A 14842-nucleotide genomic window follows, 5' to 3' on the forward strand; every position below is an offset into this window, starting at 1 on the left:
CCCGCAGGGCACTTTCGCCAGCAAGGTCGAGATCGACGGCGACAGCGTTTCGGTCACCCGCGAGGTCGACGGCGGTCTCGAGACCGTGAAGCTCGCCATGCCGGCGATCGTCACCACCGACCTGCGCCTCAACGAGCCGCGCTACGCTTCGCTGCCCAACATCATGAAGGCGAAGAAGAAGCCGCTCGATACCAAGGCCCCCGCCGATTACGGCGTCGAAACCGCACCGCGCCTCAAGACCCTCAAGGTCTCCGAGCCGCCGGTGCGTCAGGCCGGCATCAAGGTCGAGGACGTTGACGCCCTCGTCGCCAAGCTCAAGGAAATGGGAGTCGCCTGATGAAGACGCTCGTTTGGGTCGAACACGACAACGCGTCCCTCAAGGACGCCACTCTCGCCACCGTCACCGCCGCTTCGAAGCTCGGTGAAGTACACCTGCTGGTCGCCGGTTCGGGCTGCCGCGCCGTGGCGGACGCCGCCGCGCAGATCGCCGGCGTGGGCAAGGTTCACCTCGCCGACGATGCCGCCTACGAACACGGTCTGGCCGAAAACGTCGCGCCGCTGATCGCCGATCTCATGGGCCATCACGACGCGTTCCTGGCTCCGGCCACCACCACCGGCAAGAACATCGCCCCGCGCGTCGCCGCATTGCTCGACGTCATGCAGATCTCGGACATCATCTCGGTCGAGGGCGAAAAGACCTTCACCCGTCCGATCTATGCCGGCAACGCGATCGCCACCGTCGAATCGAGCGATGCCAAGCTGGTGATCACCGTGCGCGGTACCGCGTTCGAAAAGGCAGCCGCCAGCGGCGGTTCAGCCACGGTCGAGGATGTCGCCGGTGCGGGTGACGCGGGTCTGTCCAGCTTCGTCGGCGCCGAAATCGCCGAGAGCGAGCGTCCGGAACTGACCAGCGCGAAGATCATCGTCTCGGGGGGCCGCGCCCTCAAGGACGGCCCGACCTTCGAAGAGTACATCATGCCGCTCGCCGACAAGCTCGGCGCTGGCGTCGGCGCCAGCCGCGCCGCAGTGGACGCAGGCTACGTGCCCAACGACTACCAGGTCGGCCAGACCGGCAAGATCGTCGCCCCGGAAGTCTACATTGCCATCGGCATCTCGGGCGCGATCCAGCACCTTGCCGGCATGAAGGACTCCAAGACCATCATCGCCATCAACAAGGACGAGGACGCCCCGATCTTCCAGGTCGCAGACATCGGCCTCGTGGCGGACCTCTTCAACGCCGTGCCGGAGCTTACCAGCAAGCTCTGAGGCACTGAGCCCGGCGGGTCGCGCCGGACCGATACGCCCCCGGGAGTATACAATCCCGGGGGCGTTTGCTTTTAGCGGCTGATAGCCCGTGCGCTACGCACCGTCCGTTCGTGGCGGAGTCAGCCGAGACGCCTTGGTCCAGCGCCAGCGCGTTTCAGGTAACGGCCCAGCCCCCGGCAAACGGGAAGGTCTGGCCGACGAAGAAATTGCTGTCCTGCGAAGCCAGGAACAGGGCCAGCGCTGCCTGCTCCTCGCCGCGGGCCAAACGCCCGGCGGGCACCACCTTCTCCACCCATGTGCGCACCTGCGGGTCTTCCGCGCTTTCCTCGCTGAAGCCGCCAATGGTGAAGTGCTGGGCAATGGCGTTTATCTGGATATTGTGCGGCGCGACTTCGGTACCGACCGCACGCACATAGGCATTCTGCGCCCCACGTGCCGCGCAGTAGGCTCCGAGCAGCGGTGAGCCGCGCAACGGGGACGCGCTGGTAACGACGATGATCTTGCCCGCACGGCGTTCGATCATCTGGGGCAAGACTGCGGAAACGAAGCGCATCGTCGGATGGACGATGAGATCGAACATCTGCTGCCAGTGTTCCTCGCCCTGCTCATGAGCCGGCGTGCGCAAGTGGTCGCGCAGTTCTTCGTGACCGCCCGGAAGATTGACGACGAGAATATCGACGTGCCCGGCGGCATCGACGACCGACGCAGGCTGCGACGGATCATCGCGATAATCCCCGCGATGTTCGATGACGTCTGCGCCCGCAGCCCGGAACTTCTTCGCAATGGCGGGCCCCATGTAGTTGCCCGCAGCGGTGATCAGGGCCCGACGGCCGGCAAGGATATCAAGGCTTGTGGTCATGGGCAGGCAACGTGTCCGGGGGCGGTGGGATCGGCGAGGGCAGCTGCGATCCCTTCGTTGATGCGCTGCGCCAGGCTTCGTTCGGTCAGCTCCGCGAAATACCCGAACTCCTTGACCGTATCGAGATGGACGAGCGCAGGATGGCCGTCCTTGGTGCGCGTTTCGAGGGGCTGGAAGCAGACCGGCCAGCGCGCCGGATGCGCCATCACGTCGTCGACCGCATAGCCCAGGTGGAAGATCCCTTCACCGCGCTGTTCAAGCCATTCGCGGGCATTGCTCTGCCCTTCCCCCGGCGCGACCATTTCGAGCCAGAGATCGCCCCACCGCGCAAAGGCATTGCGGTTGGCGACAATGCCTTCCCATTCGCGGTAGCGCGCACGGTAATGAGTATCGAGGCGCCAGAACGGGCCGAGACCGAAGAGCTGGCTGTAGCGCGCCATGCCTTCGTCGATGTCCCGCACGACGACGCCGACTTGATAGAAATCGCCCTCGATAGCGACCGTCGATGGTGCGGGATGTGACATTTTCCTGCTCCTGCCTTAGGCGGCGAGGTGGTCTTCCGGCCCGGTGAACCCGCCGAGTTCCGCCAGTCGTTTGAGCTGCATGTCGGTTCCGCCGAGCAGCATGCCGATCGCCGTCAGGCGGCGGAAGTAGTGGCTCACGATATGCTCTTCGCTCACGCCGATGCCCCCGTGCAACTGAACGGCGTTCTGCGCCACGAACCGGCCCGTCTTGCCGATCACCGCCTTGACCGCCGCCATGCCGCGCGCGCGTTCGGCCGCGTCGGGCTCGTTCGACAGGATCGCCGCATAGATCGCGGCGGAGCGCGCCTGTTCGACTTCGACCAGCATCTCGGCAGCCTTGTGCTGCAGCGCCTGGTTGCTGCCGATCGGCTTGCCGAACTGCTCGCGCGTCTTGAGATATTCAACTGTGCCGTCAAGCGCCGCCTGCATCGCCCCCGTGGCCTCCGCAGCGAGGAATCCGATGCCGCATTCGATCGCGCGCGCCACGGCCCCGTCGGCCAACCTCTGGGCGTCTTCAAGCGGGACCGAGTCTAGCGACAGGTCGGCAGCGCCGCCGCCACCGTGCAGCCTGTAAGGGCGCACGGCAAGGCCCCGCGCATCGGCGGGGAGTAACCAAGCCCCCTCGCCTTCCGGGATGACGAAGAGCTGTGCGGTATCGCCACCAAGAACGACTGTCGCAGAGCCCGAAAGGGTGCTGCCTTCCGTCACGACTTCCGCCCGGTCGGCCAGTGCCGCGATGATCTCACCACCCATGATCGGGCCGAGCAGGTCGCCGGCGCCTTCACCGCCGCCCTGCGCAATCGCCTCACCCGCGAGCACGATCGAGCACAAATAGGGTTCGACCACCAGACCGCGCCCAAAGGCCTCTCCCACGATCATTGTCTCGACCCCGCCGAGCCCGAGCCCGCCGTGCTCCTCGGAAAATGGCAGCATGGTCAGACCCAGTTCGACGAAATCGTTCCAGATCGCCTTGGACCAGCCGCACGGTTCGCTCTGGTAACGTAACCGCTGCTCGAGACCGTAGCGATCGCTGATGAGGCGCTCGACGCTGTCCTTGAGCATGCGCTGGTCGTCGGAAAGTTCAAAGTCCATCGTAGTATGCCTAATTCAGACCAAGCAGCGTCTTGGCGACGATGGTCTTTTGCACCTCGCTCGACCCACCATAGATCGAGGCTGCGCGCAGGATGGAATAGTTGGGCATGATCGTGCCCAGCCATTCCTCATTCTCGGGCCCCAGGGGATCTTCGTCAGTGCGCTCTTCCAGCGCCTGCCCCCCTGCGGCTTCAAGCAGGAGTTCCGAGGCTGCCTGGCGCAGCTCGACGCCCTTGAGCTTGAGCACGGAGGAACGCGGATCGGGCCCGGTCATCTTGCGCTGGGCATCGAGAATGCGCAGCTGCGTGATCTCCAGGATCTTGAGCTCCGCCTCGATCGCGGCCGCCTTGCGCATCACCGCCTGATCATCGCCGGCAAGGCGCTTGATACGGCGGATCAGGTGCTTGGTCATGCCGATACGGGCAATGCCGGTGCGTTCGTTCGAGAGCAGGAACTTGGTGACGTCCCAGCCCTTGTTTTCCTCTCCCACGAGGCAGTCGACCGGCACCTTCACCTCGTCGAGGAACACTTCGTTGACTTCGTGGCGGCCGTCTGCCGTGATGATCGGGCGGATCGTCACGCCCGGCAGACGCAGATCGATGAGCAGGAAGCTGATGCCCATCTGCTTCTTGGGTGCGGAGGGATCGGTGCGGACCAGCGTGAACATCCAGTCCGCATGGTGCGCCATGCCCTGCCAGATCTTGTGGCCGGACACGACGAAGTGGTCGCCCTCGCGCCGTGCCGAAGTGCGCAGCGCCGCGAGGTCCGAGCCGGCATTGGGTTCGGAGAAACCCTGGGCCCACCAGATGTCGTTGTTCGCCGTCTTCGTGAGAAAGCGATCCTTCTGCGCGTCCGTCCCGAACTGGATCAGGACCGGCCCGATCATCGAGACATTGAACGACACCGGCTCGGGAGCCGGTGCCTGATGCAGTTCATCGAGAAAGATATAGCGCTCAACCGCCGAGAAACCCGGACCTCCGGCATCCTTCGGCCAGGACGGCGTCGCCCAGCCGCGCGCGTTGAGCGTGCGCTGCCAGGCGACAATTTCGTCCTTCGAAGGAATGCGGCCGTCCGCTACCTTGCGGTGCGTGACGGGATCGAGATTCTCGCGGATGAAGGAACGCACTTCCTTTCGGAAGGCTTCCTCCTCCGCCGTGAAACTGAGGTCCATGTCTGCTGGTGCTTATTTGCCGGTGAAGACCGGCTTGCGCTTTTCGGCGAAGGCGCGAATGCCTTCCTTGTAGTCTTCCGAGGCGTAGCAGATCTGGAAAAGTTCCTCGCACCGATCGGTGTCACGCTTGGATTCGTCCTGGGCGTAGGTCCAGAGCGTGTACTTGATGTCTTCGGCCGTCAGCGGCGCACCGACAGAAATAGTTTTGGTCACCTTCTCGATCCACGGCCAGAACTCCTCGTCGGGCAGAACTCGGCCCACGAGGTGCTTCACGTAGGCTTCGTCGGAAGAGAGACGCAGGCCCCCGAGCAACATATCCTTGGCCGCGCCATAGCCCATGATGTCGACCATGCGGCGCAGCGAGGAATAGCGGTAGCCGATGCCGATGTTCATCGCCGGCTGGCCGAACGACGACTTGGCCGAGCAATAGCGCAGATCGCACACAAGCGCGACCGAGACGCCGCCGCCGATGCAGTAACCGTCGATCGCGGCTACAGTGACCTTCTTGGAACGGTAGATCTTCTGCATCGCGTCTTCGCCGGTCTTGGCGTAACGTTCCTGAGAATCCTTGTCGCCACGCTCCTGCTCGTACTTACCGACATCCGCACCGGCCACAAATGCCTTGTCGCCTGCACCCGAGAAGACGACGCAACGCACGTCGTCGTCGTTCTCGAACATCTCCATCGCGTCGCCCATGCCCTGCCACATATCAAGACAGATGGCGTTCATCTTTTCGGGCTTGTTGAAGATAATGTGCCCGACGGCACCGTCCTTGCGGGTCTTGATATGTTCGGTCACTGAAAATTCCTATTTGTGAGCACACGAGACACGACGTCCCGTCTGCGGGCCAGCGATGGCAGGGAGGGCCCCGGCGGCGTGCCGGAGATCGAAATCAGGCGGCGCTGACGTAGCGGGGCGGTCGTGCGGGGCGGCTATCCCCGCGGGCAACGCGCGGACCGACTTCGCCGGAAATGGCTTGTCGAAGGTGTCGGATCAATTCTTCCTTGCGATCTTCGATATCCTCGGTCGGACCGACGACACCAAGCGACAGCTGCTCTTCGCCATGGCTTTGCGGAAGCAGTACAGCAATCCCCGTCCAGCCAGGCGTCACTTCACCGATGGCCGCACCTTGGCGCGAAACAGCGCGAAGACGATCGGACATGTCGCTCAGCTTCACGTGCTGCTCGGCGTCGCTTTCCGAATTCAGGCGATGAACCAGCAATCGCAAATCGTCGCTGAACATCGTGGTCAGCAGAGCATGCCCCATCGGTGAGTGCAGAACGTGATGGCTGGAACCGGTGCCAATTTCTTCCGGCAAATCGCCCACGGTGTGAATATGCTTGAGAGTAACGCCCAGCATGGAACCCAACACCACGCCAAGCCCCGTTTCCTCGTCGAGCTTGTCCATCATGGAAAGCAGATTCCCGTGGCGGAACAGGGTGGGATGGACCCAGGCGCCGAGCAGTGCCACGCGGCTAGTAGGACGGAACAGACGAGCCCCGCGCTCCTTCACCAGATACCCGCGACGAACGAGGCTGCCGAGCAGTTCAGACGTGCTGGACTGCGGTGCCTGCAATTCTCGAGCGACCTCCATGACTGTCACGGCCTGGCGGTTGGCATTGAACATCTCGAAGATTTCCAAGACTCGATCCGCAGACTTGATTTTCTTGTCGTGCAGCACCGTCGCCATCAGTCTCTCCTCTCATAGCATATTGCATTGCTGTTAGATTGTTATAACAACTATGATCAATGAGGCAAGCAGCCGCTGAAAAAGTTTATATCACTATATTTCATATAGTTATAGAATATGTTGCAGTGCAATAAGGCGCTCGGGAGGAGAATCGGCCACCCGAAAGCGACTGTTGCGGATCAGGGAAAGGCCTTTATGAAACTCGCACTTCCAGCCATGAAAAACCGCGTTACCGAGCTACTCGGCATTGCGTACCCGATCATTCAGGGCGGCATGATGTGGTACGGGAAGGCTCCTCTGGTCTCGGCCGTCTCGAATGCTGGAGGCCTTGGCATTCTCACCGCCCTGACACAGCCGACGCCGGAAGAACTGGCGAAGGAAATAGCACGCACGCGCAACCTCACGGACAAGCCGTTCGGGGTGAACCTGACGATCCTGCCTTCGATTTCTCCTCCGCCCTATGCCGAATATCTGGCTGCAGCGCTGGACAGCGGCGTGCGGATAATAGAGACTGCCGGGACTTCGCCCGGCCCATATCTTCCGGCCATGAAGGCAGCAGGGGCCAAGGTGATCCACAAATGCACGTCGGTGCGTCATGCGTTGTCCGCCGAGAAGATCGGTGTGGACATCATCTCGATCGACGGTTTCGAATGCGCCGGTCATCCTGGTGAAGACGATGTGGGCGGCCTTGTCCTCATCCCGGCTGCAGCGCGGGCGCTTTCCATTCCGGTCGTCGCGTCCGGGGGCATTGGCGACGGCCGCGGCATGGCTGCCGCGCTGGCCATGGGCGCCGAAGGTATCAATATGGGGACGCGATTTTGCGCCACCCGGGAAGCGCCGGTCCATGAGGCGATCAAGCAGGCCATGGTCGACGCGAGCGAACGCGACACCACGCTGGTATTTCGCAGCTATCGCAACACGGGACGCGTCCTGACCAACCCCATTTCGGAGGAAGTGGTCGCCCACGAACGTCAAGGCGCACCGTTCGAGGACATCCGCCACCTTGCCTCGGGCGCGCGCGGTAAGGCGACGCTCGACAGCGGGGAATTCGCGAATGCGCTTGTCTGGGGCGGACAGGTGGTCGGCCTGATCGACGACATTCCTTCGTGCGCCGAACTTGTGACGCGTATCGTCAGCGACTGCCGCGAACGCCTTAGCACGGCGCAGGCGTATTTCTGCTAGGCGGCGGAACGCCCGCCGTCGATAAGATAGGCGCCACCGGTAATGTGCGGCGCCTCACCTGACGCGAGAAACGCGACGAGGGCTGCCACTTCTTCTGGTCTGCCCAGTCGTCCCTGCGGGTGGCGTGCCACGAGCCGCTCAAGCGCCTCGGGCGAGGTGTGCTCGAGGATCGCCGTTTCGGTGGTGCTGGGACAGACCGCGTTTATGCGGATGTTGTCTTTTGCATATTCAACCGCACCGGCACGCGTGAGCATCATCATCGCCCCCTTGGAGGCGAGATAGGAGGCGGCCATCGGCGTCGCCCGAAAACTCCCAATCGACGCGACGTTGACGATGTTGCCCCCTCCTGCCGCCAGCATGTGTGGGATCACGGCGCGCATCATGGCAAAGGTACCGCGTGCATTTACCGATTGGACAAGATCCCAGGTCGCGAAGCTCAGCTCGTGGATTCGCACCTGTTCGCGCCCCGCCGTACCGGCGTTGTTGACCAGGACATCAATGCGCCCATGCTCCTCCACGACTTTCGCAACGAGAGCGGCCACGGCAACCTCGTCGGCAACATTGCAGGAGAGAAACTCCACGTCCGGCACCACACGCTGCGGGGTTTGGAGATCGCAGCACACGACCTTCGCACCTTCGCCGTTCAAGCGTTCAATGCAGGCCGCGCCGATTCCCGACGCACCGCCTGTCACAATTGCAATCTTGCCTTCAAAGCGTCGGTTCATGCCCTCTCCTCCCGTGCTGCGGTTCATGTGCGCCAAGTCTGACCTAGCAGGAGGGAGCCCTGCCGTGGCCACCGAAATGCACCGGTGCACTTTATCGAAATAGCGATAAGTCCCCGCCTCTATCGCGAGCCGCGCCGAGCAATGGCAGGATCAGGTTCAGGACATCAGCGCCGCAAGGCGCCAGAAGCGGAGACACCGAACAATGGGCGACTACGTCAAATTCGAAAAGCGCGGGCGGATTGCAATCATAACGCTCAACCGTCCGGACAAGCTGAATGCCATCGGCGAAGCGGAAGACTGCTTCGATCTGATCGACGCTGTCGCCAAGATCGGCGAAGATCGGGAAATCAGCGCCGCAATCCTGACCGGAGAAGGACGCGGCTTCAGCGCCGGCGGCAATCTGCAGGGCATGAAGGACCGCAACGGGATCGGCCCGCTTGAGCACCCCGCATCGACCCGGACGAACTATCGCCGGGCAATCCAGCAGGTGCCTCGCGCCTTCCGCGCGCTCGAAGTTCCGATAATCGCAGCCATCAATGGACACGCCATCGGCGTCGGCAATGATCTGGCCTGCCTTTGCGACATCCGCATCGCCAGCGCCAAGGCCAAGTTCGCCGCCAGTTTCATCAAGATGGGCCTCATCCCAGGCGACGGTGGCGCTTGGCTGCTCCAGCGGGTTGTCGGCTATTCCAAGGCCGCCGAGATGATCCTGACCGGAGACGTCCTGAACGCACAGGAAGCGTTGGAATGCGGACTGGTGTCCCGTGTGGTTGAGCCCGAAGAGCTGATGGACACCGCGATGGCCCTCGCCGAACGCATTGTTGCCAATCCGGCGCGCTCGCTGCGCATGGCCAAACGCCTGCTGATGACGGCGCAGGATGCCAATCTGGACACCGTCCTGGAAATGTCGGCTGCAATGCAGGCGATTGCCCATGAAACAGCAGACCACGCCGAGGCCGTCGACGCCTTCCTTGAAAAGCGCACGCCGACGTTTACCGGCGCCTAGCCCCCCTGCGAAGGGGGGCGGGGCCGGTCAGACTCGGATACTCATCCCGACACCCTTGATGCGGATGAATTCCTCAAGCCCGGCCTTGCCGCCCTCGCGTCCGAAACCTGAATTACCGAGGCCGCCGAAGGGGGAACCGGCGGAGTAGGCCGGTCCTGCCTGGTTCACATAGACCGTGCCGGCATGGAGCCGGCGGACCATACGTTGCGCCACGTCCAGGTCGTGCGTCTGGACATAGGCCGACAGACCGTATTCGGTAGCGTTGGCAAGCTCGACAGCCTCATCCTCGGTCCGGAACTTGAACGCGCACAACACCGGTCCGAAGACTTCCTTTTGCGCAATCTCCGAATTGGGATCGACATCGGCGATCAGCGTGGGCTCGACGAAGTGTCCGGTTTCCCCGACGGCCTGCCCACCGGTCAGGAAACGGCCCGCCTTGCTGGAGCGCGCCTCCTCGATCATGGCCTGCACACGGTTATAGGCGACTTGGTTGACCATTGGCCCGACAAGCACATCGTCGTTTGCCGGATCTCCGTAGGGAAGCTGCTCGATCGTTGCCTGAGCCATTTCCAGGAACTGGTCGTAGATATCCTCGTGGACCATCGCCCGTGTCGGGATGGCACATCCTTGCCCGCTGTTACTGAAAGCAAAGCCCACGCTGTAGGGCACCACTTCTGCCAAATCCGCGTCAGGAAATACCAGATTTGCTGATTTTCCACCCAACTCGAAGACGCACGGCTTAAGTGTCTCCGCCGCCGAACGCATGATCGCCCGAGCGCCAACGGGCCCCCCGGTGAAGGAGATCTTGTCCACGCCGGGGTTCCGGACCAGAGCCTCACCGGCCTCGACGGCCCCAGGTACCACGTTGATCACGCCCGGGGGAACCCCCGCCTCAAGTGCAAGTTCAACGAACAGCTGAGCAGAAAACGGCGTAAATTCAGCGGGTTTGATAACCACGGTATTACCCGCCGCCAGCGATGGCGGCACCTTCATCGCCAGCGACAGCATCGGCGCATTCCAGGTGATAATATGGGCAATTACCCCGTAGGGCTCAGGAACGGTGTATTCGAAATGGTCGTTGGGCCAGGTGCTGGTGACCAGCCCTTCGATCTTGTCGGCCCAGCCCGCATAGTAGCGGGTCCAGCCAACGATGCGCGGCCACATCCCAGCCCACGACGTGCGGGGAATACCGTTTTCGACGACCGAAATCTTGGCAAAACGCTCCGCATTATCCTCGACCATCGCGGCGAAACGCTGAAGGATGACGGCCCGATCAAAAGGCTTCATGTCACGCCAGGCCGGCAGTGCAGCACGAGCGGCAGCGACAGCAGCGTCGACGTCTGACGGGCCCGCGAGCGGGATTTCGCCCTGCGCCTGCCCGGTCGTCGTGTTGATGTGCTCGATGGTTCCCCGCGAACCTGAATCGAGCTGACGATCCCCGATCACCAGTTTGGCCTTCGGTAAGGCAGTTGCCATTTCGGCATGGAGGGCGGGATTGACCGGGACGAAGTTCATAAAGGCCTCTTCGGTTTTCTAGCGCACGCGGCGCTCCTCCCGGTCCTTCTGATCGGCCAGTTCCTTGCCCGCAATCGTTCTGCAGCGATCCGAGCGAGGTATCGTTGATATGATTGCTGGGGCCGTCTTGACCTGTATCAAGACGCAGCAGGCAAGCCGTTTACGCCGGCCATGCCGGCTCCAAAGCGTCAGCCTTTGAACTCGATGGCGTAGCTGTAACGTTCCGGATGATAAACGACGTTCGCCACTTCGATGAGCCTGCTGCCCGCATAGTAGGAACGCTTGACTTTGAGCACTGGCGAATCGGCATCGATCCCAAGGTGCTTGCCGGCCTGCTTACCCGCGCGCGCCGGTTTGATCGTCTGCTCCGCACGGGTGATCTGCACGTTGGCGACCTGTTCCACCAAGCGCACCACCGGAACTCTGCCGCACAACTGGTCCGGCGATAGCTGAAGGCCGATCTCCGGGCGAAACCAGATCTCCAAGTATGCGGTAGGGCCTTCATCGAGCGAACCTACGGTGGTCAGTAGAACAGCTTTCTCCCCATCTTCGAGGCTGAAACTGTGCTGGATATCCTTGGGCGGCACCTTCTCTTCGAAGGAGATCGGACGCGTGGTGAGCGAACCGGCAACCGCAAGAAACTCGTTCAAGGAGCCGGTCAAATGGCTGTTGATGCCGCGCGGCTTCTCCGAAACGAAGGATCCCACACCGCGTCGGCGTTCGATCAGCCCCTGCTGCTGCAAACCGGCAAGCGCACGGCGTACGGTGATGCGACTGACGCCATACTCGTGGCAGATCCGATCTTCGGTCGGCAGCGGATCGCCCTTTGCGAATTCCCCGTCATGGATCCGGTCACGCAGTCGCTGCTCCAGCTGATAGTAAAGCGGAACAGGCCCCGCTTCGAGCGCTTCGCGCGGGACGTATGGGCTGTCGTCGCCAACTGTCTGGGGAATGCTCGAAGCCATACAGCGTCTCTATCTCGTTTCTATGACGAACTCATGCAGGAATTCGACCGTTGCCGAAATTTCGCGGCCATCCATCGAAGCTGCGACCGGTTCTCTTGGCAAGCGCGATCGCGCGCTTATCGAGATGGCGATGCGAATAGCCCTTTAGAAGAGAGCCTCCCAAAATCCCATCGCATTTGCGATTGTCCCAGGTCAACAATTGTCCGCTGCCATCGCCAGCCTCATGGAGTGTACAAACGAAAGGGACAACCATGAGCAAGGCGCTACCGCCGAAAAGAGACGACTATCGCCATTCCCTCGCGATACCGGTGCGCTGGGCGGACTGCGACGCCTACGGCCATGTAAACAATGCCATCTATTATGCAATGATGGACCAGATTGTCACCGTCTACATCGTAGAAACGGGTGTGATTGCCATGAATACGTCGCCCTCGATCGGGCTTTGCGTGTCAAGCGCGTGCGATTTTCACCAGAGCCTCGAATTTCCCGAAATCATCGACGCGCGGTTACGCGTTGGCCGGATTGGGGAAAAAAGCGTCCGTTACGAGATAGGGCTGTTCAAGGATGGAATCGAGGAGCCGGCTGCTACCGGCCATTTCGTGCACGTCTACGTCGATCGTCACACACGCAAGCCAGTTCAACTGACAGCGGCCCAACGCGAAGCCCTATCACCATTGCTGGTCGAGGAATAAAACGCCCCCAGTGGGACCACAACTTGGGCGCTATTCCGTTTCAAGAACGGAATAGCGCCCGGTTGGGAGCAGGTTCAGGGCCGCGAGCCCATCCGTAGCATCGCCGCGCGATCGCCTTCGCGAACGACGCACAGGTCCATGCCCGGCTTCGTCACATCGGCAAATTCCTCGAACTTCTCTTTCTGCCCGGGGTCACGGACGCGAATGTACGTCGAAGGATCGACCGACAGCGTCACCGTACCCACGTTCTCGTCTTCCGACGTCAGCGTAATGCTGTCGGATGTGACCGAATTCACGGTTGCCGCAAAAGTGGTCGGGTTGCGGGCCGACTGCACGCGCGTGTCGAACGTAACGCGCAGGCGGTCCGAGGTGTTGGGCAGGCCCGCATGCGGCGAATAGGGATGCACGACCAACAGATCGCCCGGCTCGAAGTCGACGGTCGCCCAGCTGTCCGGGTCGATGACGTCGTCAGGGATCGGGAAATTCCCGCCCTTGCCGAGGTTATGAAAGTACCCCTTGTGGTTCTGGCCGACGGCAATGGTCAGGCCGCCCACTTCGCGCGGGCACGGCGTCAGCGGAATCCAGAGCGGCTTGTAGTCGTGGATACCGGGCGAATAGAAACCATCCTGATGGACCATCGTCACCGGGCCGTTGGGCGGATAGAGCCGGTACTGCACGATCGGAACCATCGAGGGCTCCTCGCCCAGGATCTTGGCGAGAACTTCCTGATTGCGCGGGTAGCTGACCAGCCGCTTGGAGATGCCGGAAAAGCAGGGCTTCTCCTCGCTGCCCGGGGGATAGGCCTTGCCAGTCCACTTCGCGGTCTCATCGCCTTTTTCGACCAGACCGAATTCGTCGGCGGCCACGGCCAGCATCGCTTCACGCGCTTCCTTGACCGAATCCGGGTCGAGCACGTTGCGGAAGAAGAGGTAGCCGTTCTTCTCGTAGAACGCTTCGAGCGCGTCGTGATCGTCAAGCAGGTCGTTGCAGACCTCGAACTTGCGCTTCGGATCGATGGACAGCGTATCGAGATTGGTCGCATCGGGCCGGTCAATCGGCGGGAATATCTTTGGGGGGGCATTCATGTCGTTTTCTCCCAGTGTGTTGTTGACACCATATTGCCACGATCACGAAGGGCATTAACGGATTAGATTCGACAATTTACGGATAATTATTATCAGTCCGCCAGGTACTCGCACTCACCCCGGCCCGCTGGCGGAACGCCTCGCGAAAATTGCGCGCATCGTTGTATCCCACGGCAGCCGCGATGCTCTCTATGCTGCGGTTGGATTGCGCCAGCATGCGCTTGGCCGTGGTAAAGCGCAGATCGCTGACGTATTCGCTCGGCGTGCGCCCCAGCTCGGCCTTGAAGCGTCGCGTCAGCATGGCCTGACTGACACTGAGTTCCTGCGCCAGCCCGGCGATCGAGACCGGTCCGGTAAAGCGCTGCTCCAGCCAGAGGCGCGCGGATTCCACCAGCGGGTCGCGGGCGACGGCCTCACGCGATTCGACGGTCTGCCCCATAACCGAGCGCAACCAGTGCCCCGCAGCGGGCGAGAGAACCCGGTCGAATGCGCGGGCCACAAGTTCGTCGTCGCAAGCGGTGCCGCGGCTTAGCAGGATATTGCCCCGTTCCACGATCTCGCGATGATCGTCCTGCTTCGCGCGCGGGAAGATTTCGCGCAGCGTGGGCGCAAGCGCAGGAACGACCGGAAAGGCGAAATCGCGCACCAGCCCGGCCGATACCAGAAGAGAGATCGCCGAGCCGCTGGCGCCGATGAGGCTTCCCGAACCGCCAAGACCGGCAAGCCAGTCCACAACGGGCCGCAGTTCCTGCAGCCGCTTGGCGAGGAGCGAACCTCCTCCGGTCCGGAAACTCGGCACCCAGACGAAATCGAAACGGTCGTTGCTGGCAATGGCGCGATCCACCTGCACGGTAACGTGCTCGTCCAGTCGGACTTCGCCCCCGTCGCTGGAAAGCAGGGTCAATTGCATGTCCCTGTTGACCGGTCCCTCCCCCAGCACGACGCGGTCACGCCGCTCGCTGGCAAGGGCGAAGCCATCCAGCAGCGCGGCCACGCCGCCATGAAAAGCCCCGGGAAGGACAAGCATGGCCAACTGGATCATGATGACAGCCTTCCGTTCGCATCAACCC

16 protein-coding genes are annotated in these 14842 nt (G+C 62.1%); 5 read left to right on the plus strand and 11 right to left on the minus strand.

Features of this window, described 5'->3' with window-relative positions; all coding sequences use genetic code 11:
• Both LK12_RS21675 and LK12_RS21680 read left to right on the plus strand, forming a co-directional pair.
• Nucleotides 1–337 (plus strand): electron transfer flavoprotein subunit beta/FixA family protein (locus LK12_RS21675; RefSeq protein ID WP_039289502.1); only part of this gene is annotated, 337 nt, incomplete at its 5' end.
• Entirely contained in the window at nucleotides 337–1266 is a 930-nt protein-coding gene (locus tag LK12_RS21680) for an electron transfer flavoprotein subunit alpha/FixB family protein (RefSeq protein ID WP_039289499.1), read from the plus strand. The genes LK12_RS21675 and LK12_RS21680, both read left to right, overlap by 1 nt.
• A 154-nt stretch (nucleotides 1267–1420) precedes the next feature.
• On the opposite strand, the gene LK12_RS21685 is transcribed toward LK12_RS21680, so the two are convergent.
• The 6 genes from LK12_RS21685 to LK12_RS21710 form a co-directional block, all read right to left on the minus strand.
• Nucleotides 1421–2125 carry an SDR family NAD(P)-dependent oxidoreductase gene (locus LK12_RS21685; RefSeq protein WP_039289756.1) on the minus strand — a complete coding sequence of 235 codons (705 nt, stop codon included), beginning with the start codon at nucleotides 2123–2125 and terminating at the stop codon, nucleotides 1421–1423.
• Nucleotides 2122–2649, minus strand: a complete 528-nt coding sequence (locus LK12_RS21690; RefSeq protein ID WP_052223681.1) for a VOC family protein — start codon at nucleotides 2647–2649, stop codon at nucleotides 2122–2124. The genes LK12_RS21685 and LK12_RS21690 overlap by 4 nt, the downstream gene beginning before the upstream one ends.
• 15 nt (nucleotides 2650–2664) lie before the next feature.
• On the minus strand, nucleotides 2665–3741 hold the full coding sequence (locus LK12_RS21695) for an acyl-CoA dehydrogenase family protein (protein WP_039289759.1): 1077 nt from the start codon (nucleotides 3739–3741) through the stop codon (nucleotides 2665–2667).
• Between the two features lie 10 nt (nucleotides 3742–3751).
• A complete protein-coding gene (locus LK12_RS21700) occupies nucleotides 3752–4912 on the minus strand; it encodes an acyl-CoA dehydrogenase family protein (RefSeq protein WP_039289762.1) in 1161 nt (386 codons plus the stop codon).
• A gap of 12 nt (nucleotides 4913–4924) precedes the next feature.
• Entirely contained in the window at nucleotides 4925–5710 is a 786-nt protein-coding gene (locus LK12_RS21705; protein ID WP_039289764.1) for an enoyl-CoA hydratase, read from the minus strand.
• A 94-nt stretch (nucleotides 5711–5804) separates the two neighbouring features.
• Nucleotides 5805–6602, minus strand: coding sequence for an IclR family transcriptional regulator (locus tag LK12_RS21710; protein ID WP_052223682.1), 798 nt, complete (start codon nucleotides 6600–6602; stop codon nucleotides 5805–5807).
• A gap of 195 nt (nucleotides 6603–6797) precedes the next feature.
• Between LK12_RS21710 and LK12_RS21715 the strand changes: the two genes are divergently transcribed.
• Nucleotides 6798–7784, plus strand: coding sequence for an NAD(P)H-dependent flavin oxidoreductase (locus tag LK12_RS21715; RefSeq protein ID WP_231568444.1), 987 nt, complete (start codon nucleotides 6798–6800; stop codon nucleotides 7782–7784).
• Here LK12_RS21715 and LK12_RS21720 read toward each other — a convergent pair.
• A complete protein-coding gene (locus tag LK12_RS21720) occupies nucleotides 7781–8536 on the minus strand; it encodes an SDR family NAD(P)-dependent oxidoreductase (protein ID WP_231568445.1) in 756 nt (251 codons plus the stop codon). The two genes, LK12_RS21715 and LK12_RS21720, sit on opposite strands and share 4 nt — an antisense overlap.
• Before the next feature lie 175 nt (nucleotides 8537–8711).
• On the opposite strand from LK12_RS21720, the gene LK12_RS21725 reads away from it, so the two are divergent.
• Nucleotides 8712–9515: a crotonase/enoyl-CoA hydratase family protein gene (locus LK12_RS21725; RefSeq protein WP_039289770.1), complete on the plus strand. Its 804-nt coding sequence runs from the start codon at nucleotides 8712–8714 to the stop codon at nucleotides 9513–9515.
• A gap of 27 nt (nucleotides 9516–9542) precedes the next feature.
• Here LK12_RS21725 and LK12_RS21730 read toward each other — a convergent pair whose 3' ends face one another.
• Together LK12_RS21730 and LK12_RS24015 are read right to left on the minus strand one after the other, a co-directional pair.
• Nucleotides 9543–11030, minus strand: coding sequence for an aldehyde dehydrogenase family protein (locus LK12_RS21730; protein ID WP_197063616.1), 1488 nt, complete (start codon nucleotides 11028–11030; stop codon nucleotides 9543–9545).
• A 188-nt stretch (nucleotides 11031–11218) separates the two neighbouring features.
• Nucleotides 11219–11995 carry a GntR family transcriptional regulator gene (locus LK12_RS24015; protein WP_052223683.1) on the minus strand — a complete coding sequence of 259 codons (777 nt, stop codon included), beginning with the start codon at nucleotides 11993–11995 and terminating at the stop codon, nucleotides 11219–11221.
• A 251-nt stretch (nucleotides 11996–12246) separates the two neighbouring features.
• Here LK12_RS24015 and LK12_RS21740 point away from each other — a divergent pair, with 251 nt between their 5' ends.
• Nucleotides 12247–12687, plus strand: a complete 441-nt coding sequence (locus LK12_RS21740; RefSeq protein ID WP_039289773.1) for an acyl-CoA thioesterase — start codon at nucleotides 12247–12249, stop codon at nucleotides 12685–12687.
• Nucleotides 12688–12761: 74 nt separating this feature from the next.
• Here LK12_RS21740 and LK12_RS21745 read toward each other — a convergent pair whose 3' ends face one another.
• Nucleotides 12762–13772, minus strand: coding sequence for a phytanoyl-CoA dioxygenase family protein (locus LK12_RS21745; protein WP_039289776.1), 1011 nt, complete (start codon nucleotides 13770–13772; stop codon nucleotides 12762–12764).
• A gap of 76 nt (nucleotides 13773–13848) precedes the next feature.
• Complete coding sequence (locus tag LK12_RS21750; RefSeq protein ID WP_039289779.1) at nucleotides 13849–14814, minus strand: helix-turn-helix domain-containing protein; 966 nt, start codon at nucleotides 14812–14814, stop codon at nucleotides 13849–13851.
• Between the last annotated feature and the right edge of the window lie 28 nt (nucleotides 14815–14842).

It is taken from the genome of Novosphingobium malaysiense, assembly GCF_000802225.1.
GTDB lineage: Bacteria > Pseudomonadota > Alphaproteobacteria > Sphingomonadales > Sphingomonadaceae > Novosphingobium > Novosphingobium malaysiense.